A 20,595-nucleotide genomic window follows, 5' to 3' on the forward strand; every position below is an offset into this window, starting at 1 on the left:
ATTTGCCGGGCTTAATTTCTACTCGATAATCGAGATTTAAAATAGTGCCCAGCTTGTTTCATAATTAAATTATATTTTTTCATTAGGTTTCCTAATTTAATCGAACTGGAATTATACAAAAAGTAAGAACTGAAAATTAAACTATGGGATTATTTAAAAGAAATCCATTTGGGCATTTTTTATTTCTGAAAAAGTGGCTTATCCGTATTTTCGGATTACTTAGCCACCGCCGTTATCGCGGTTATAATGAACTTAGCATTGAAGGCTCAGATATCATTAAAAACCTTCCCGATAACAATGTACTTTTTGTTTCTAATCATCAAACTTATTTTGCTGATGTAACCGCGATGTTCCACGTTTTTAATGCGAGTTTAAGCGGACGGGTAGATTCCATTAAAAATATAGGGTATATCTGGCAGCCAAAACTCAATATTTATTATGTAGCGGCTAAAGAAACGATGAATGCCGGTTTGATTTATAGAATTATGGCTTATGCCGGCGCTGTGAGTGTTGAAAGAACCTGGCGTGCAAAAGGCGAAGAAGTTGAGCGAAAAGTAAATCCAGACGATACAAAGAATATTGGTATGGCCCTGGAAGACGGGTGGGTAATAACTTTCCCACAGGGAACTACCAAACCATTTAAACCCATTAGAAAAGGAACTGCACACATTATAAAACAATATAAACCGGTGGTAATTCCTATTGTAATTGATGGTTTTAGGCGTTCTTTTGATAAAAAAGGAATCAGGATCAAAAAGCGCGGTATTTTGCAAACTATGCAAATTAAGGAACCGCTAGACATAGATTACGAAAATGATTCTGTTGAAGAAATTGTGAGCAAGCTTGAGTATGCCATAGAGCAGCACCCTTCTTTTCTTAAGGTTATTCCTTCTGATGCAATTAAAGAAATGGAAGAACTAAATAAGAAAAGGGCATATTAAAAAAAGTTATCCCAACCACGAAAACTCAACCATTGCAACCCAGGCGCTATTTTTACCTTATTAAAGTTCAGTATTTAGGCTATCGTTTACACGGCTGGCAAAAGCAGCCAGATGTAAAAACAGTAGAAGAATTAATTACAAAAACTGTGCGTTATGTGATGCCTGAACAAAAGTTTAAAATTTTGGGCACCAGTAGAACCGATGCTATGGTTTCTGCCCAGGAGTCGGCTTTTGAGTTGTTTTTATATTATGAACCACTTTCCGATCTGGATGAGTTTTTAAGAGAATTCAACCAGAATTTACCACAGGATATTCGGGCGCTTGCCATCACCGAAGTAGATGCGAAATTCAATATTATTCAGCATCCAAAACTTAAAGAATATGCTTATTTATTTAGTTTTGGAGAGAAAAATCATCCTTTCTGTGCGCCATTAATGGCTAATTTTCAATTTGATCTGGATATTGAATTGATGAAAAAGGGAGCAAAGCTTTTTGAAGGTAAACACCAGTTTAGGAACTACTGCGTGCGGGTTTCAGAAAACAGCACTTTTGAGCGTGAGATTATAAAATCTGAATTAGTTGAAAATACCGAAATCACCGCCAGTTTTTTTCCTGAAAAATCTTATATTTTTCATATTCATAGCGCCGGTTTCCTAAGGCACCAGGTAAGGTTAATGATGGGCGCTTTTGCTGCAACTTGGTAGAGGAGAATTGACACTGGAAGATTTGGAAAACAGCCTAAAACCCGGCGTTGAAATGCAAATGGATTACATAGTACCGGCCTCGGGCTTGCTTTTAAATAAAATTGGGCTCGAAGATTTTTAAACTTTCGCTTCTTCTTTTTCTAAAACAGCTAAAGCTAATCTGATGGTGCCGTAATCTATTGCTTCTTCAAAATGTTCAAAATATGGTTTTAAACCTTCTGGGTTCTTAAGTTCAATTTTAGCTTTTTCAATAGCTTTAAAATCGGCTTTAGAAATATATTTCATAGGATCTACATCTTCATTTTCAGCATATAATTTTGCTAAATGTGAATAAATAGTAGTGATGGCCAGTTCTCGCTTTTTAGCGATTTCTTCCAGGTTTAAACCTTCGTTCAATAAGCCAAGTGTAGCCTTATAAGTATTCGCTTTTTTACGTTTTTTAGTGCTACGTTTTTTTTTACTAAAAGCGATGATCTCCTTTATGAATTCGTAACCGTAATCCTGCATTTTTTGCCTTCCTACTCCGTTTATCTGGAGAAATTCATCATCGGTCATCGGTCGGGATTTCTCCATTTCTTTAAGCGTAGCATCGTTAAAGATGAGGTAGGCGGGAATTTCTTCTTCACGAGCAATTTTTAACCTTAACTGTCTTAGTTTTTCAAAAAGGGAATTATCTGAAGTTTTTTCTGAAACTTCTGTTTCTTCCCTTCGTTTCAATTTTTTACGGTCAGGAACTTCAGCAAGTTGGACTTTTTCGCCTTCAAACAAAACATTTTTAGCCAATGCGGTAAGCTGTAAATTATTGCCACGGTGAAAAGCGATTTCTACATAACCAAGGTTGATAAGCTGAATAATATACTGCTGCCAGTGGTGCCAGGAAATATCTTTTCCAATCCCAAAGGTTTTAATTTGCTGATAATTTTTACTGAAAACCGACTCATTTTGTGAACCGCGAAGCACATCTATAAGCACAGTAATGGGTTCGTTTTCTTTTAGCCTGAAAATACACGAAAGTGCTTTTTGAGCGATTACCGTTCCATCAAAAAACTGCGGTGGATTCTTACAAATATCACAGTTGCCACAATCTTCCTGCTTTAATTCTCCAAAATAACTCAGCAATATTTTTCGGCGGCAACTTAAGGCTTCTGAATATTGTTTCATTCGGTCTAGCTTTGCAAGTTGTACTTCTTCATTTCCCGAGTTGGAAGCGAATTTTTGCAACTGCACTACATCGGCATAACTATGAAAAAGCATAGTGTCTGAAGGCAGACCATCACGCCCTGCACGACCAATTTCCTGGTAATAGCCTTCCAGGTTTTTGGGCATATTGTAATGAATTACCCACCGAATATTAGATTTATCGATGCCCATCCCAAAAGCGATGGTAGCACAAATAACCTTTGAATTATCATTGATAAAATTATCCTGAATTTCGATACGTTTCTCTGCTGGTAAACCTGCGTGGTAAGCTTCCGCTTCAAAACCTTTTCGCTGCAGTTTTTCAGCAATTTCCTCGGTGTTTTTTCTACTTAGGCAGTAGATAATTCCGCTTTCCTTTTTTCGGGTTTTTACGAAATTGGTGATTTGCTCAAAGCGCTTAATTCCGGGCCGAACATCTAAACTCAGGTTTTTCCTATCAAACGAAGCGATGTGCTTTTCGGCATTGGGAATATTTAATTGTCGGCAAATATCTTCTCGCGTAGCTTTATCGGCTGTGGCAGTTAGCGCGATCATTGGAGTAGTGGGAAAGCGATTTTTTAAATAGCCTAGTTGCGTATAAGCCGGTCTAAAATCGTGGCCCCAGCTGGAGATACAATGTGCTTCATCTACCGCGATCAAACTTATTTTGCCGTCACTCATAAAACGGTCTACGAACTGTAGACTTTCTGGAGCAACATAAAGCAGTTTTAATTCTTTGGAATCAATTTTTTTAAAGATTTCCTGTTGCTGGCTTTCGGTTTGGCTACTATTTAAAAATGCCGCTGGAACTCCATTCGCAGTAAGTCCGTCTACCTGGTCTTTCATCAATGCGATAAGCGGTGAAATTACCAGGGTGATTTCAGGAAGTAAAATGGCCGGAAGCTGGTAACAAATAGATTTTCCACCACCGGTTGGCATAATTACCAGGTTATCTTTGCCTTCAAAAACCGAATCGATTATCTTTTTTTGAAGCGGTCTGAAACTATCAAATCCAAAATATTCTTTAAGCGTATGTAAAACCCGGTTATTTTCCATAGCTGCAAAGTTAGGGCAAAGTGACAATTCACAAACCCTCTTGCGTTTAAATTATGGGAAAACACTTATTTTTTAAACTGTGACTTATAAGCGATCTAAAGATCGTAAGCCACATAAGCCTGGTTAATAACTTTAAAAGGCGCGTCTTCTTCACTAACATTTTCAAAAGCTTGATAATCTATCCACACAAAACCATTATCGCCCCAGCTTTCTCCCCAGGAATTTACAACCTTAAAAGCGTTTACTTCATCATCAAAACCAACCACCAACATCGCGTGGCAGGTTACATCATCGTAATTTACCGCGTGTTCGCGATATGCACTCAAACCAAAACTATCGGTTTTCCCAAACTCGGGCGAAAGCACAGCGCCTATAACAATAGGCTGTTGCTGGATAATTAGCGCTTTCATTTCAGCTAGCATATTTTCCCCGCTTAAACCTTTATAATAAGCTATTCTTGCTTCTTCGGCGGCTTCAATTACAGCTTCGTCGGGTTGGGTTTCGCATTCATTACCAGTATATGGGAAAAGTTCTAAAGTGGCGGCTCCCTGTTCTTCTATTAAAGCCAAAGTTTCAGGAATTGAAGTTCCGCCGCATTCATCGGTGGTAAGTTGGTTATATGTATAAGACGGACTAAATATAGCAGCTTCAGAATATGGTAAACCGGATTCGATTTTTTCTTGGAAAGATTTCATATAGTAATTCGTTGCCCAGGAAACGCAGGCTCCCAATTCACCTTGATCGCCAACCGGTGGAAGGTTTTCAGAAAGATCAAAAGCAGCCGGTAATGTATCGGGAACAACCAGGCCTTCCAGTAGGTTTTCAGTATCTATATTATAATCACCGTTGCCTGTACATTCAAGTCCGGTGGAATAAATCTCACCGTCTTCAGAAACAAACTGATTTTCAGTTTCCTGGGGAATTTCTGGAACTTCAGGATTACTACCATCGGTATCTAGATCGTCTCTGTCAGTATAGCATCCTGCAAGGCTCAATGAGAGTGCGAGCAGTAAAATTTGAATTTTTTTCATAGCAATTCGAGTTATTTTAATTCGACATAATTCAGAAAGAAATAATTGGTATTCCAATTGAATTATTTCTGAAAAGCTTTCAACATATAACAGCAATAAACATACAAATAATGTCGGCATTAGGGAAATATTGATAATTTGAGCTGAATTGCTTTGGTAGATAAAAAGAAATTAGTCGCTACACTAGAAAATATGTACATTTGCAGCCGCAAAAAATCATTACTATGAAAGCCGGAATTGTAGGATTACCAAACGTAGGAAAATCAACGCTATTTAATTGTCTCTCTAATGCAAAGGCACAGAGTGCGAATTTTCCTTTTTGTACCATAGAACCTAATGTTGGGGTAGTGAATGTTCCAGATCCCAGGATTCAACGATTGGAAAGTTTGGTTAAACCCGAAAAAGTACAGCCGGCCACAGTAGAAATTGTAGATATTGCCGGTTTGGTAAAAGGCGCTAGTAAAGGCGAAGGATTGGGGAACCAGTTTCTTGGAAATATTCGTGAAACCGATGCCATTCTACATGTTTTGCGTTGTTTTGAGAACGATAATATTGTGCACGTAGATGGTTCTATAGATCCTATTCGGGACAAGGAAACCATAGATATGGAGCTTCAGCTAAAAGACCTTGAAACAGCAGAGAAAAAGTTGGAGAAAGTAAAGCGTGCTGCCCGTACCGGGAATAAAGAGGCCCAAAAAGAAGAAGCTGCACTTACTAAGGTTAAAGAAGGTCTGGAAGCAGGGAAATCTGTTAGGGCTATAGATTTAACCGAAGAAGAAAGAAAAGATTTTATAAAACCGCTTCAATTTATTACCGATAAGCCGGTGATGTACGTTTGTAATGTAGATGAAGATGCGGCGGTAGATGGAAACGCCCACGTAGATCGTGTAAGAGAAGCTGTAAAAGAAGAAAATGCTGAAGTTTTGGTACTTGCCGTAGGAACTGAAGCTGATATTACCGAGCTTGATGATTTTGAAGAAAGACAAATGTTTCTTCAGGATATTGGTCTCGAAGAACCTGGTTCTGCCAAATTAATTCGTGGAGCTTACGAATTATTAAACCTCCAAACCTATTTTACCGCGGGAGTTAAAGAAGTACGCGCCTGGACTATTCCTGTAGGAGCTACTGCGCCACAGGCAGCCGGAGTAATTCATACCGATTTTGAAAAAGGATTTATTCGCGCTGAGGTAATTTCTTATGCCGATTTTGACAGTTTTGGAAGCGAAGCTAAGGTAAAAGAAGCCGGTAAAATGCGAGTAGAAGGTAAAGAGTATATTGTACAGGATGGCGATGTAATGCACTTTAGATTCAACGTGTAAATCGCAATTTTTTAAGATAATTTTGCCTTTTTTATACTTATTCACTCGAATTTAACTAAAATTAGAATTTTATCTAAATTTTTAGAAATAGTTTATCATTCGTGCTAAGTTCAGCTTTTATTTATTTCTTAATTTTAAGTAAAACAACCAAAATAGGAAACTATGAAACTGAGAAAGAATTTTGAATCTAAACTTAAAACACTGGCTTTTGTTAAAAAAACCGGACTTATAGTTATGGCTTCCGGGCTTTTATTTGCCTGTAATGATGGTAATAAAAAAGCCGATGATGCAGAGATAGAAATCGAACAAACCCTGGAGATTGAGGAGGATACTATGTCTAATTATGCTTATCAAACTAATGCGGTAGCAGATTATCTTACCTATGTAGATGGAGATGATGAATATGAAGAAATGCAGGAAGAAATTGATCCTGAAACAGCTTTGCAAAAATTTGCAGCTGCAGTTTCAGAAAGAAGTAGAGATTTTGGAATGCAGGCCGATGAAAAGCTTGAAGTTATTGGCGATAGTCTAAGCCAACCGGCAGATGATATGAACGCACAATTGCAAACTGCCATAGCTTCCCTTGAAAAACTCCAGGAAAATGCTTATGATGAACTTTCTGAAGAAGTAGATGACTTGAAAGTTGAACTTCAGAATATTGATATGCAAGCTGATAACGCGAAAGAAAAGTTGCGTAATTTCTTCCATAAGGCTGCAGATGTTATGGAAGATATGGACGCGCCAACAGAGGATGGTACAATGAAGGTGAATCCGGGCGCATTAGATGAATCAGATTATAGCCAGGAGCCAGATACCCTTGATGTAAATCAATAGAAAAATTTAGATTATAATATTTATAAGAACCGTCTTTTTAGACGGTTCTTTTTTTGTCTTTATTTTACTTATTTTTAATTGAAATTATATTTTAATGAAAGATAATTTTTCTACTCAATCTTCGTCTTATGCAAGGTACAGACCTGCTTATCCGCAGGAATTATATGAATTTTTGAATGAAAAATTAACTGCAACTGAAACCGCCTGGGACTGCGGAACGGGAAATGGCCAGGTAGCAGGAGAATTAGCAGATTTCTTTCAAAAAGTAGAAGCTACAGATATTAGTAAGCAACAGTTAGAAAATGCAGTAAGGAAGCCTACTATTCATTATTCTGTGCAACGGGCTGAGGAAACAAACTTTCAGGATAAAACTTTTGATCTTATTACTGTGGCGCAGGCCGTTCACTGGTTCAATTTTAAAACTTTTTACAATGAAGTAGAGCGGGTTTTAAAGCCTAATGGAATTATTGCGATAATAGGTTATTCCTTATTTAAAAGTAATTTGGAAACAGATAAGCTGATTCATAAATTTTATAAAGATATTATTGGCCCGTTTTGGGATGAAGAAAGGCGCTATTTAGATGAGAAATATCAAACAATTCCTTTTCCTTTTCAGGAAATTGAAACACCTGCGTTTCAGCAGGAATACCAATGGAGCTTTGATCATTTAATAGGATACTTAGAAACCTGGAGCGCTGTAAAACACTATGAAAAAGAAAAGGGTGTAAATCCTGTAAATTTGATTAAAAATGAACTTAAAACCGCCTTTGGAAATAAAAATAAAATAGTTTTTCCCATTCTTCTCAGGCTGGGAAAATTGAATGATTAAAATTAAAAATTGAACTGGCATAGAATATGATTATCTTCCAGTCGTTATAAATGAATAAATTAGCTGATTAAAATAATTGATAATGAATAAATTAGGTTTTATTTTCCTGTGTTTTACGGGTATGTTTTTTCAGAATTCATTGGCACAAAGCTTTGCCGATGACCAATCGGTAACCCAGCAGGTGCTCCAGGAGCTTAATAGAGAACGCAGTTTGTTAAGTCAGAATCTGGAATTTAGAATTAAAGAAATAGATTCAAAAATTAGCAATCTTGATGAAAGTATTCAAAATACGAATTCTTCTGCAGAAAAAGTAGAAAAACTTCTGGAACGTGTTAAATTCCTTGAAGAACGTCAGGAAGAAATAGACAAAAATACCATTAGCGTTTACAAATATAATTATAGTTCTGCCGTGCTAAATTTAGCATCTATGGAACGCGAAATTAAGCCGCTAAATCTTTTTAATGCTTCCCGTGAATTTTATGCAACTTTAGACCAGGTGAGTAACCCAATGCATTATGAAGGTTACCAGGAGTGGTTTGGCGAGTTTAGAAAGTTTATTGAAGATGAAAAGAAAAATGATGCCCGGCTTTCTGCATTAAGCCATATTCTAAATGTAACTGGAGATCTTGCCCAGGGAACGCCTTTTACTGGAATGTTTGCCGGAACCGTTTTTGACGGAATTGGAAGCTTTATAAATTCTCTTGGTTGGGGCGATAAAAAACTGAAACAGCAAAGTACAGAAATGCTGAAACTAACCACAACTGTGGCGCAATTTACCCACGATAAGGATCTTATAGAAACCGAGTGGGAATCTATTAATAAAAACCTGGATGAATTAAAAGAGCTACAGGAAAAGGCAATGCAGGAAAATCTAGTACAAATCCTGGAAATAGATCCAACCGAGTTTGATCGTAATTTCACCAATGAAACCGACGCAAAAAAACGTACGCAGTATATTTTAGATATTTCTAAAATTGCTGAAAATAAAATAGCTGAAGAAAAAGCTAAAAATCCTGAAAACTGGAAACAGGATTATCACGACCAGATGATCGCGGTACAAAATTTAAAGATACGTTTTGGAACTATTACTTTTAGAATTCTTGAAAATTTAAAGAAATATGATTCGCTTATTAAGAAATACGAGAACGATGAATATTTAAAAACTAAAATCGCCGATCTTAAAACGAAACTTAATGTGGTGCGAAACAGTTTTGAGTCTACTTTTAATCCGCAGGAATATATTAAAGCATCTAACGAGATGTATGTAGTAGAGTAGGGGTTTTCTTCCTTATTGATAAAGACTATCTAAGAATCTTAGATCCTGAAATAAATTCAGGATGACGTTAAGATTCTCAGATAGTCTTTTATGTTTGTCTATTGTTTTAATTCAGGCAGGAGTTTTTCAATCCTATCTCTGGAACCTTCATATTGTTCAGGTAATTTTAGGTTGCTTCCAAGTTCTTCAAGGCTTTCATCTCTTGTAAAGCCGGGATTATCGGTAGCAATTTCAAATAAAACTCCGCCCGGTTCTCTAAAATAGAGCGAATAGAAATAATCCCTATCTATTTTTTCAGTGATTTGTAAACCTTTCTGAATAATTTTTTCCCTAAAGCGCATTTGGGTTTCTTCATCTTTTACCCGAAAAGCGATATGGTGATTAGTACCACCGGCGTTAATTCCACGGTCGGCTGTTGGGTCTTCGTGAATATCAATTATAGCAGCATTTTCTACTGCACTAGTTTTGTATCTATAAAATTCACCTGATTTTTCTTCGAGTTCGTAGTCAAAAATATCTGTTAGAATACTGGCAGTAGGACCAACATTAAATAGCGTAAGAGTTACACTATGAAAACCTTTTAAAGCCACATCGCTTTTAATTTCATCGGTTTCCCAGGCCTCGCGGTTATCCTGGTGGTTAGTGACAATTAGTTTTAAATTGAGCCCGTCGGGATCTCTAAAAGGTAAATATTGTTCTCCAAACTGCTCCCTGATTTTTCCAAACTCCACTCCGTGTTTTTCAAAGCGCTCCTGCCAGAAATCGAGGCTGCCTTCCGGAACCGAATAACCTATTTCGGTGGCCATTCCCACGCCGTTTTTCCCCTGCTTAACTCGTGGCCACGGGAAAAAAGTTAAAATGCTTCCAGGAGAGCCAACTTTATCGCCAAAATAAAAATGATAAGTTTTAGGATCATCAAAATTCACCGTTTTCTTAACCATTCGTAATCCTAGAACTTTGGTGTAAAAATCGTAATTGCGTTGCGCATCTCCGGCAATTGCAGTAATATGGTGTAAACCAAGTATTTTATCTTCCATAATTTTTTGTTTCAATTAAGTAAAAACCTGCCTCATCCTGGGTTAAATTATTGGTAAAAAATAACCGATAACTGAAATTCAGGAATTTCAGCTGAAACCGGAGCTAAAAATTTAAATTCAATAGCTCTATAAAATTAAAGAATTTATTGGGATTCAGTGAAAATCCATTTAGGAAGATCTAAAGGTGTTTATGCAGACGCTTTACAATATCGTAGGTATTAGAATCAGAATAAGTTCCAAAAGCATTTACCAAAACGCCTTTTATTTTATGATTGTGAGAAGAAATGGCGTAAACAATCATTTCATCACCTGGATCTGTGATCCCTTCAAAACGGTAGATTTCATCAATTTCAAAATCTTCAGGAGAAAGTTCAAGGGAACGCTGTGGAGCTACAATTTTATCCTTTTCCGGCTCTAATTTAAAGTCGGTGGTATAACCTCGAGCAGCAAGACCATTCATTGCCTGGCTTACAGTATCGTAATAGTGTCTTTCTACCAACATAATTTCATCTATTTAATACTATAAAATTACTTAATTTTAATCTATAAAACTATTGAAAATCAGAGTTTTATTTAATATATAAAAACTTCAGTGTATGTTTAAATACTAATTTTAACCTTCAATTGAATAAAAGAATATCAGTTTAAGTTCTTCAGTAAAAAGATTTAAAACTGAAGTCTATTCAACTTCAGAAAAAAATAAAAAAGCTTACTTTTGTGACAGAACTTTTATTTTTTGCAACTAAACTATGGGCCAAAGAACATTACTGAATGCTGTTGAAATAAATATTATTTTACACCGTCTTGCCTGCCAGTTAGTTGAAAATCACACCGATTTTAAAAATACCGTAATTATAGGAATCCAACCGCGAGGTGTTTTTCTTGCTAAAAGAATTATAAAAATTCTGGAAGAAGAATACAAGATTGAAGATTTAAAATACGGTCACCTGGATATCACTTTTTATCGAGACGATTTTAGAAGAAGTGACAAACCGCTTGAAGCGAATAAAACTAAAATTGATTTTATTGTTGAAGATAAAAAAGTGGTTTTTATAGATGATGTTCTTTACACCGGCCGCAGCATTAGGGCGGCATTAACTGCCGTACAATCTTTTGGCAGGCCTGCAGAAATTGAATTATTAAGTTTTATAGATAGACGTTTTAGCCGTCATTTACCTATTCAGCCAGATTATAACGGGCGACAGGTAGATGCTATAAATGAAGAAAAAGTAATAGTGAACTGGAAAGAAAACGATGGTGAAGATGTGGTTTATCTGGTTTCTAAATAATTAAAAATATGAGCGAATTAAGTGTAAACCACTTACTGGGAATTAAATATCTAACCAAAGAAGATATTGAGCTTATTTTTAAAACCGCCAATCATTTTAAAGAAGTGATTAACCGGCCCATTAAAAAAGTCCCTTCGCTTAGAGATATTACCATTGCCAACCTATTTTTTGAAAATTCTACAAGAACCCGGCTTTCTTTTGAACTTGCAGAGAAACGCTTAAGTGCCGATGTTGTAAATTTTTCGGCTGCATCTTCTTCAGTAAAAAAGGGAGAAACCCTTATAGATACCGTAAACAATATTTTATCTATGAAAGTTGATATGGTGGTGATGCGGCACCCCAATCCCGGGGCAGGAATTTTTCTTTCCCGCCACGTAAAAGCCAGTATTATTAATGCCGGAGACGGTGCACACGAGCATCCTACCCAGGCGCTTTTAGACAGCTACTCTATTAAAGAGCGTCTTGGTGAAGTGAAAGGTAAAAAAGTAGTGATTGTTGGTGATATTCTGCATAGTAGGGTAGCGCTTTCAAATATTTTTGCCCTTAAACTCCAGGGAGCCGAAGTTAAGGTTTGTGGACCTAAAACTTTATTGCCAAAACATATTGAATCTTTAGGTGTGGGCGTAGAGACCGATCTTAGAAAGGCCCTGGAGTGGTGTGATGTGGCAAATATGCTTAGAGTTCAAAACGAGCGTATGGATATTAGTTATTTTCCCAGTACCAGGGAATACGCGCAGCAATTTCAGCTAAATAAAAAAATACTGGAAAGCCTGAATAAAGAAATAGTAATAATGCACCCGGGACCAATTAATCGCGGAGTAGAAATTACCAGCGATGTTGCCGATGCCGAAAATGCGATTATTTTAGACCAGGTACAAAATGGAGTAGCCGTTAGAATGGCAGTGATTTATTTATTAGCTTCAAAGATAAACCACTAAAAGGCTTTAATTCCTTAACTTTAAATTTCAAAGAACCACGCTATGAAGATTTCAGAAAAAGAGAATTATATTTTAATAGAACCTTTAGAAGCTCCGGTTGTAGATTTTGTTTCGTTACTTACACAAAGACACACCGAGTTTGAAAATAATAATGTGGCTGTAAACTTGCTTGCTTATCACCAAATTCAAAAAGATGAAGTGATGGGATTTTTAGAAATTGCCACTACACACCAAATGAATAATAAATCTTTTGTTTTAATAAGTAATGCAGTTACTATAGATGAACTACCTGAAGAAATTGTGGTAGTGCCCTCTTTACGGGAAGCTGAAGATCTTATTCAAATGGACGAAATTCAACGGGATTTAGGGGTTTAATTTTTACTGAATGAAGCTCAATATTCTTGGCTGTTACGCTGCTACTCCCCGTAGTTTCACTAATCCCACTTCTCAGGTGTTGGAAATTAAGAACGAATTGTTTTTAATTGATTGTGGCGAAGGGACGCAGGTACAACTAAGGCGGAATAAAATTAAATTTTCCAGGATAAAACGCGTCTTTATTTCACATCTTCACGGGGATCATTGTTACGGGCTTGTTGGGCTTATTTCTACCTTTAGATTGTTGAACCGGGAAACCGAATTACACGTTTACGGGCCAAAAGGAATAAAAGAGATTATAACATTACAGCTAAAACTTTCTAATTCCTGGACTAATTACCCGCTTTACTTCCATGAATTGAGCAGTAAGAAACCACAGCTTATTTATGAAAATGAAAAGCTAAGTGTAGAAACTATCCCTTTAATTCATAGAATTTATACCAATGGTTTTTTGTTTAAAGAAAAACCCGGGGACCGGAAATTGCTTATCAATAAAGCGGTTGAATATAATATTGATGTTTCCCTTTATAAAAGTTTAAAGAAAGGAAAAGATGTAACTTCTGAAAACGGTGAATTGGTTCTTAATCATTTAGTAACCGCCCCACCTGAACCTACAAAAAGTTACGCCTATTGTAGTGATACCGCTTTTAATCAGAACATGATTCCACAGATAAGCGGTGCAACGGTTTTATATCACGAATCTACTTTTCTTGAAGATAAAGCAGAACTGGCTTTTCCCACCAAACATAGTACGGCTAAAGAAGCTGCCCAAATTGCTAAAGAAGCAGGGGTGCAAAAACTAATTCTTGGCCATTATTCTACCCGATATTCTAATATCAATTTATTTAGAGAAGAAGCTGCAAGTATTTTTCCCGAGGTGGATCTTGCCGATGATGGGAAGGTTTTTATCTTTGAATAACACTTTTCCTTACATTTTCCTACATTTTAAATTTTCTGAATTCCTAATAATTTCATTTTTAGTAGGATAAAACTTACTATTTATGTTAAAATTAAAATAAAATCGATGAACTGCATTTTAACATATGTTTTTAGTCGATAAAAAGTGTACTTTTAACTTCCTAGTCTAACTTACTGAACTATGAGAAAAAGTACCTTTAGGTTTGCAATACTTCTTTTGCTCTCTATATCAACGATTTCCTGCGCAAAGGAAAGCATCGAAGATGAAGTGAATTCCTACAATCATACCGCAGAAGAAATTGTTAATTTTAATTATTCTGAAATAGAAAGTAGTATTCTTGAATTAGTTAATGCACACCGTAAAAGCCTGGAACTAGAACCTCTTAAACCAATTGCTGAAGTTTCTTTAGAAGCCGAATCTCATAATTATTATATGCTTGAAGTTGGAAAGGTAAGTCACGATAATTTTGGTGCACGTTACGAAAATCTGGTGGAGGCTGTTGGAGCAAAATCTGTAAGTGAAAATGTTGGATTTGGCTACCGTACTGCAGAAGCAGTGGTAAATGCCTGGTTAAATAGTGATGGCCACAAGAAGAATATTGAAGGAAACCATTCTCACTTTGGAGTATCTGTGGTAGATGATGCAGAAGGCCGCAATTATTTCACCAATATCTTTATAAGAAAGTAATATTTGTTTTTCATAGATTGATTAAGGAAAAAAGGTTCAGCGTTTTGCTGAACCTTTTTTAATTTTATTTACTTCAAAAAAATTAATCCATCTTAACCACGCTAAACATAGAGCGGCGATTAAGCTGGTGCTGCTTACTGGAACAGCGGTCACAGTCTATGGCGGGTTTACGTTCTCCAAAAGCCTGTTTTTGAAGTCTCTCTCCACTTACACCTTCAGCAATTAAATAATCACGAGTGGCTTTGGCCCGTCTTTCGGCTAGAGCATCGTTATAAATATCACTTCCACGTTTATCGGTATGGGAACCAATTTCTATCACCAAATCTGGATATTCTTCTTTCATTAATTTTACCAGTTTATCCAGTTCTTTTGCGGCATCTGCTCTAATATTACTTTTATCAAAATCGAAATAAATATTATTTATTTCCGCAAGATATTCCACATCGGCAATCGGTTGGAGTGCGATATTATAGATTAATTCTTCCGAATCTTCCATATTGCGCGTATCCAGAGTGTCAATAAAATTTTGATATTCAATTTGCTTTGCTTCCAAGGGAAGATCTATATTTCTATTTACCGTGGTTTGGTAATCTCCATCTTCATTAGATTCCAAAAAAGCAACTTCTTCATTATTTTTATTAAAAAGTCTTATGGTAGCCCGGGGAATAGGGTTTCCATTTACAGCATCGGTAACCTTGCCTTTTAATACCAGGGGAAGCAATTGATTAAAGCTATAAATGTTATCTGTACCCTCACGATTTGATGCTATAAACCCCGCATTAACGCCGTTTTCTTCAAAATAACTAAAATCATCTAAATTACTGTTGATGGTTTCTCCGAGGTTTTGAATTTCAATATTTGCAGCGTTTAAATCTGTCTTAAAAATATCGGCTAAACCGTAACCGCCGTGACCGGTAGAAGAGAAGTTGAGCACATTTTCTTTATCTATAAAGGGAAAAGTTTCATCTTCAGGCGTATTAATTTCACTTCCTAAATTTTCAGGGACTCCAAAAGTATTATTTCCAGTTATAGAAACTTTATAAAGATCGGTGCCGCCCTGGCCACCGGGCATATTAGAAGCAAAATAAAGTGTTTTTCCATCGTGAGAAACCGTTGGGTGCCCCACAGAATAATTATCACTATTAAAAGGTAATTCCTGAATATTCATCCAATTATTTCCAGATTTTTGAGCCGAATAGATCTTTAAATGATTAGTAGCTTCTTTATCTCTTTTTCCTTCCTTATTATTGAAATAATTATTTCGGGTAAAATATAAAGTTTCCCCATTTGGGCTAAAACTTATTGGGCCATCGTGTAATTTGGTATTAATTTCTCCTGAAATAGGAGAGACCTCACCATTGGAATTTAATTTATAAATATCTAAGAAAGGTTCCTCGTTCCAAGAATATTCTTTTTCTGAATTCTTTGAATTTCGAGCTGAAATAAGATAGGTTTCACCCTTATATTTTACAGCGCCAAAATCACTAAATTCTGAATTAAAATCACTTTTCTGAAGTTTGTAGGTGGTTTGGATTGCAGAGTTTGTCTTGTTCAGTATTTTATTCGCTTCAGCTGAAGATTCGCCGCGACTTTCAAAATATTTCTGCAGCCATTCCCGGGACTCTTCATATCTCTTCGCTCCGCGCAAGGCCTGGGCGTATTCGTAATAATATTCCGCAGAAATATTTGTAGAATCTTCTAAAACATCTTCATAATAAAAAACAGCGTTTTCGGGACTTCTTAATTTCATATAAGTGTCGGCGAGTTTTAACCTGTTGTCCTTGAGGTTATATTCGTTTGCTATAAGTTCTTTGTAAACATCTACGGCTTCTGTATAAGCAAAATTGCTATATAGCTTATCGGCTTTTTTTTGTTTACCATATTGTGCCTGCAGGTTTATGCTAAACACTAAGAATAATAGAATTAAATAGTATTGTTTTTTCATAATCGGCGGCATTTATATTAAAAGAATCGGGGAGATTTGTACCTGGTTTTTTGAAATCTGAATTCGTAAATTAACAGGATTTCGTGTGAACCAGAAGTGTATGGCCTTATATCAGAAATTGAATATTCGTAAGCATAACCTGCTCTAAAACCATCAAAAAGTTCTACATCCAGGAAAGCTCCCAAAGCATCATCTATTCGCCAGTTGGCGCCCAGGTAAAATTTCTCATTAAAAATCATTGTTCCCGAAAAATCTACGGAAAGCGGTGAACCGCTGGTCATTTTTAATAAGGATGTGGGTCTAAATTTTAGATTTTCGTTCAGGTCAAAAACATAACCCCCGGTTAAATAATAATGAATCTGCTCCATAGCCAGGAATTCATTATACTCGTGGTTGTTATTGTTAATCAATTTTGGTGCAGAAGCTCCTATATACCAGTTTTGCGCTGAGAGATAGAATCCTATCCCAAAATTTGGTGTCCATTTATTAAACTGGTCTTCAAAAAAGGGATCGTTTAGAACCTGCTGGTCATTAAATAATTCTTCATCTAAATTGTAATAACTCATCCCGGCTTTTAATCCCATTGCCAAAGAAATATTATTGTTGAAATCTAAACGATAAGCGAAATCACCATAAGCATAAGTATAATTCTCGTATCCGGTTTTATCATTAATTACCGAAAGTCCAAGACCAACTTTATCGTTTGTAAGCGGAGAATGCACCGAAAGGGTTTGGGTATTTGGCGCCCCGCTTACACCGGCCCATTGATTTCGGTTTAAAGCAGTTATAGAAAAGCCAACCCGGCTCCCGGCATATGCGGGGTTTATAGAAATGGTATTGTACATATATTGGGTGAATTGCGGTAATTGCTGGGCTAAAGCCGAAACCGAAAACATAAGACAAAATATGAGTAGATATATATTTTTCATGTTCTTTCTTTTTTATTTTGTTCCTAAATAGATGTAACCTTGAATAGGGGCAAATCCACTATTTCTAATTTCCAGGATATAGAAGTAAGTTCCTGATGGCAACTGATTTGAACTGGTTATGGAATTTGTTGAATATCCATCCCAATCGTTTTGATAGTTAATAGCTTCGTAAACTTTACTTCCCCAACGGTTAAAGATCTTTACATCGTAAGTGAAGCCACATTCGCTGGCAAAATCTATACTGAAATAATCATTATGGTTATCGTTATTAGGTGTTACCGCTTTAGAAATACTGGATTGAATATCTTCTAGGCTACAAGGTAGAACCACACAATCATCATTGATAGATACTGTAACTTCTGTAGTAGAATTACAAATACCATTGTTTAACTGATAATTAAAAGTATAGGTACCAACCTGAAGCAAAGCAGGATTAATAGTTCCCTGATTTAGTGCCCCGGTATTTTCTGGATCTACCCAGGTTCCAGAGGTGTCGTAGTCTCCCTGCAGCAGTTCAAATAAATCGAAAGTGATATCTTCAGTACAAAGGCTTATCGTGCTGGTTTCAATTTCGCTTGCTACAGGATCTTCTAAAGTTACCACGGTAGCTTCTGAAATTTGATCAAATTCATCCCTTGCCGTTATTGAATAAGTTCCCGGCTCAAGCGCTGTAAATTCATCTACTGCATAATAATTTTCTCCATCAATGCTATAGGTAAGTCCGTTTTCAATATTAATCAGGATTACCCCAGTTGGTGTAACACAATCTGGCTGTATTAAATCAACTTGTGGAGCATCTGGTGCTGGAGGAATTTCTTGTAAATCTTCTTCTACAATAACTGTGAAGGAACAGTTAGCAGAATTTCCTGCAGCATCGGTAACTTTATATGTCACGATAGTTTCTCCTATAGGAAATTCTTCTCCAGACGCATAACCTTCTATTAGTTCAATACTGGTTTCTGAGCAATTATCTGAACCGGTAATGGCTTCATAATTTACCACTACGCTGCCAGTTCCGAATTCAACGTTTAAGGTAATATCTTCCGGACAGGAGATTTTGGGAGATTCTTTATCTATCACGGTCACTGTAAAGCTGGAATTAGCTGAATTTCCATTAATATCGGTAGCGGTATAGGTGACTGTAGTTTGACCTATAGGAAATTCAGATCCTGGAGCCAAACCTTTAGTAAGGACTATACTTTCTAATCCACAATCATCGCTTGCCGACGGAATATCATATTCCACAATCGCACCACATAAATCGGGATCGGTATTTACAGTGATATCATTTTTATCTACAATTACCGGGGCTTGATCATCAATTACCGTTACAATAAAGCTACAGCTGGTTGTATTTCCTGCGGAATCAGAAGCAGTAAAAGTTATAGTTGTAGTGCCCACCGGAAATACCTCTCCTGAAGACGGGCCAGCGGTTTGTTCTACGGTAACATCCCCGGAATTATCAAAACCTTCAGGAGTTTCAAATTCCACTACCGCAGCACATAGACGGGCATCAATATCTTTTGAAATATCTAACGGACATTCTAAAGAAGGATCTTCTGTATCTTCAATAGTTATATCAAAGCTACATTTGCTGGTATTTCCTGAACCATCTGTTGCCGTAAAAGTTACTGTGGTTGTTCCAATAGGAAATTGAGAACCGGAAATAGGTCCGCCGGTTTGTTCTACAATCACTTCACAATTATCGGTTGCTAAAGGAAATTCGAAATTCACTGTAGCAAAATCAACATTGGTTTCAGAACTAAAAATCATATTTTCAGGACATTCAATTGAAGGTGCCTGGTTATCAGTTACCGTTACCGTTTGTATAACCGGCTCAGCCTGATTTCCATTTTCATCGGTAGCTGTCCAGGTGATGCTCGTAGTTCCCACCGGATATTCAGCATCAAGATCCTGGTTATCATCGCGAGTTCCAATTACATTTCCTACGGAACAGTTATCCTTAGCTTCCGGAGCATTGATGCTTATCATTGCGCCACAAGTGTCTGCATCGGTAATGTTATTTATAGTTTCCACTTCAGCAATTACCGGAGCCTGGTTATCTTCAACATTTACAATTTGTATAACTGGCACAGCTTCGTTTCTATTTCCGTCAGTTGCTGTCCAGGTAATGATAGTTGTTCCTACCGGATATTCAGCATCAAGAGCCTGATTATCATCCCGGGTTCCATTTACATTTCCTACGGAACAGTTATCAGTAGCTTGCGGAGCATTGATGCTTATCATTGCGCCACAAGTATCTGCATCGGTACTGGTATTTATAGTTTCCACTTCAGCAATTATCGGAGCCTGGTTATCAATTACAATAATGGTTTGAGTACAGGTAGTTATATTTCCAGACTTATCGCTTACCGTCCAGGTTACGATTGTTTCTCCAGGTTCAAATACTTCCGGAGCATCGTTGGTTATACTTAATTCTGAATCACAATTATCTTCGGCAACAAGATCTCCAAGTTCAAGATTAGAAGCAGAACACATTCCCTCGTCTGCATTTACACTTGTTAAATCAGTAGGACATGAGATGATTACCGGTGCCTCTTCGTCTAGATCTGCTTCAACAATTATTTCTACAGTAGATTCGCAATCATTATTTTGAGCTACCAGGTAATAGGTTCCGGATGTCAAATTTGAAATGATCCCATTTTCGTAAGAATATTCATTTTCTTCGCTATCCTTTAAAATATAAGATAAACTTTCAGTAAGTTCAAACTCTATGATACCATTACTTTCGCCACAAGTTGTATTTGTAACCGAAGTAATAACTGGAGATTCCGGACTTCCTGCGTTTTCTTCAATAATAATTGCTTCGGAAATTGCTTCGCAGTCTCCATTGCTAGACTGAACGAAATAAGTTCCTGCGACTAGATTGCTAAATTCTCCATTTTCGATGGTATTGTTTACAGCGTTTTGATTCTCATCAAGCAGGCTATATGTGATTCCCTGAACAGTAGTTACCGAAATCGCACCTGTAATATCTTCACAAGTTGGTTGTTGAGAAACAATTGCTTCTGGTTGCGCTGGAATTCCTTCGTTTTCTTCGATTACTAATACTTCAGAAATCGTTTCACAACCTCCATTTTTAGCTTTTACAAAATAAGTTCCGGCTGTTAGATCAAGGAATTCCCCTTTTTCGATAGAATTACTTAGTGCGTTTTGATTTTCATCAAGTAGAGTATAAGAAATTCCCGCTTCAGTAGTTACTGCAATTGTTCCAGTAATATCTTCGCAAGTTGGTTGCTGAGAAACAATGGCTTCTGGTTGCGCCGGACTTCCTTCATTTTCTTCA

General features: G+C 36.7%; 18 protein-coding genes. 11 read left to right on the forward strand and 7 right to left on the reverse strand.

Annotated features, from left to right (window positions below):
- Positions 1–143: 143 nt before the first annotated feature.
- Positions 144–941: a lysophospholipid acyltransferase family protein gene (locus tag B4F31_RS09245; RefSeq protein ID WP_075327194.1), complete on the forward strand. Its 798-nt coding sequence runs from the start codon at positions 144–146 to the stop codon at positions 939–941.
- A 32-nt stretch (positions 942–973) separates the two neighbouring features.
- Entirely contained in the window at positions 974–1,645 is a 672-nt protein-coding gene (locus B4F31_RS09250) for a tRNA pseudouridine synthase A (RefSeq protein WP_349675924.1), read from the forward strand.
- A gap of 117 nt (positions 1,646–1,762) precedes the next feature.
- Here B4F31_RS09250 and recQ read toward each other — a convergent pair whose 3' ends face one another.
- Both recQ and B4F31_RS09260 read right to left on the reverse strand, forming a co-directional pair.
- Positions 1,763–3,880, reverse strand: coding sequence for a DNA helicase RecQ (recQ, locus tag B4F31_RS09255; RefSeq protein WP_093306017.1), 2,118 nt, complete (start codon positions 3,878–3,880; stop codon positions 1,763–1,765).
- A gap of 95 nt (positions 3,881–3,975) precedes the next feature.
- Entirely contained in the window at positions 3,976–4,911 is a 936-nt protein-coding gene (locus B4F31_RS09260; RefSeq protein ID WP_286761163.1) for a C1 family peptidase, read from the reverse strand.
- A gap of 224 nt (positions 4,912–5,135) precedes the next feature.
- Between B4F31_RS09260 and ychF the strand changes: the two genes are divergently transcribed.
- From ychF to B4F31_RS09280, 4 genes are all read left to right on the forward strand, one after another.
- Positions 5,136–6,230: a redox-regulated ATPase YchF gene (gene ychF, locus B4F31_RS09265; RefSeq protein WP_093306021.1), complete on the forward strand. Its 1,095-nt coding sequence runs from the start codon at positions 5,136–5,138 to the stop codon at positions 6,228–6,230.
- Between the two features lie 162 nt (positions 6,231–6,392).
- Positions 6,393–7,064 carry a hypothetical protein gene (locus B4F31_RS09270; RefSeq protein ID WP_286761164.1) on the forward strand — a complete coding sequence of 224 codons (672 nt, stop codon included), beginning with the start codon at positions 6,393–6,395 and terminating at the stop codon, positions 7,062–7,064.
- Positions 7,065–7,158: 94 nt separating this feature from the next.
- Positions 7,159–7,893 (forward strand): class I SAM-dependent methyltransferase, encoded by a 735-nt coding sequence (locus tag B4F31_RS09275; protein ID WP_286761165.1) that lies wholly within the window; start codon positions 7,159–7,161, stop codon positions 7,891–7,893.
- Positions 7,894–7,975: 82 nt separating this feature from the next.
- Complete coding sequence (locus B4F31_RS09280) at positions 7,976–9,169, forward strand: hypothetical protein (RefSeq protein WP_286761166.1); 1,194 nt, start codon at positions 7,976–7,978, stop codon at positions 9,167–9,169.
- A gap of 98 nt (positions 9,170–9,267) precedes the next feature.
- On the opposite strand, the gene B4F31_RS09285 is transcribed toward B4F31_RS09280, so the two are convergent.
- Positions 9,268–10,206 (reverse strand): ring-cleaving dioxygenase, encoded by a 939-nt coding sequence (locus tag B4F31_RS09285; protein ID WP_286761167.1) that lies wholly within the window; start codon positions 10,204–10,206, stop codon positions 9,268–9,270.
- A gap of 178 nt (positions 10,207–10,384) precedes the next feature.
- Positions 10,385–10,708 carry a phosphoribosylpyrophosphate synthetase gene (locus B4F31_RS09290; RefSeq protein ID WP_286761168.1) on the reverse strand — a complete coding sequence of 108 codons (324 nt, stop codon included), beginning with the start codon at positions 10,706–10,708 and terminating at the stop codon, positions 10,385–10,387.
- A 247-nt stretch (positions 10,709–10,955) separates the two neighbouring features.
- Here B4F31_RS09290 and pyrR point away from each other — a divergent pair, with 247 nt between their 5' ends.
- The 5 genes from pyrR to B4F31_RS09315 all read left to right on the forward strand — a co-directional run bounded on the left by pyrR (position 10,956) and on the right by B4F31_RS09315 (position 14,414).
- Positions 10,956–11,495: a bifunctional pyr operon transcriptional regulator/uracil phosphoribosyltransferase PyrR gene (gene pyrR / locus B4F31_RS09295; RefSeq protein ID WP_286761169.1), complete on the forward strand. Its 540-nt coding sequence runs from the start codon at positions 10,956–10,958 to the stop codon at positions 11,493–11,495.
- 8 nt (positions 11,496–11,503) lie between these two features.
- The gene (locus B4F31_RS09300; RefSeq protein ID WP_286761170.1) at positions 11,504–12,433 is read left to right on the forward strand and encodes an aspartate carbamoyltransferase catalytic subunit; all 930 of its coding nucleotides are present in this window, start codon (positions 11,504–11,506) and stop codon (positions 12,431–12,433) included.
- A gap of 42 nt (positions 12,434–12,475) precedes the next feature.
- Positions 12,476–12,808: a ribonuclease Z gene (locus tag B4F31_RS09305; RefSeq protein ID WP_286761171.1), complete on the forward strand. Its 333-nt coding sequence runs from the start codon at positions 12,476–12,478 to the stop codon at positions 12,806–12,808.
- A 10-nt stretch (positions 12,809–12,818) separates the two neighbouring features.
- Positions 12,819–13,727 carry a ribonuclease Z gene (locus tag B4F31_RS09310; RefSeq protein WP_286761172.1) on the forward strand — a complete coding sequence of 303 codons (909 nt, stop codon included), beginning with the start codon at positions 12,819–12,821 and terminating at the stop codon, positions 13,725–13,727.
- Positions 13,728–13,907: 180 nt separating this feature from the next.
- Positions 13,908–14,414, forward strand: a complete 507-nt coding sequence (locus B4F31_RS09315; RefSeq protein ID WP_093306037.1) for a CAP domain-containing protein — start codon at positions 13,908–13,910, stop codon at positions 14,412–14,414.
- An 82-nt stretch (positions 14,415–14,496) separates the two neighbouring features.
- Here the strand turns inward: B4F31_RS09315 and B4F31_RS09320 are convergent, their stop codons facing one another.
- From B4F31_RS09320 to B4F31_RS09330, 3 genes are all read right to left on the reverse strand, one after another.
- Positions 14,497–16,359 carry an OmpA family protein gene (locus B4F31_RS09320; RefSeq protein ID WP_286761173.1) on the reverse strand — a complete coding sequence of 621 codons (1,863 nt, stop codon included), beginning with the start codon at positions 16,357–16,359 and terminating at the stop codon, positions 14,497–14,499.
- 17 nt (positions 16,360–16,376) lie between these two features.
- Positions 16,377–17,288 carry a PorP/SprF family type IX secretion system membrane protein gene (locus B4F31_RS09325; protein ID WP_286761174.1) on the reverse strand — a complete coding sequence of 304 codons (912 nt, stop codon included), beginning with the start codon at positions 17,286–17,288 and terminating at the stop codon, positions 16,377–16,379.
- Between the two features lie 12 nt (positions 17,289–17,300).
- On the reverse strand, positions 17,301–20,595 hold a 3,295-nt coding region (locus B4F31_RS09330; protein ID WP_286761175.1), incomplete at its 5' end, for an HYR domain-containing protein.

Source organism: Salegentibacter sp. UBA1130 (genome assembly GCF_002311535.1).
Classification (GTDB): Bacteria; Bacteroidota; Bacteroidia; order Flavobacteriales; family Flavobacteriaceae; genus Salegentibacter; species Salegentibacter agarivorans.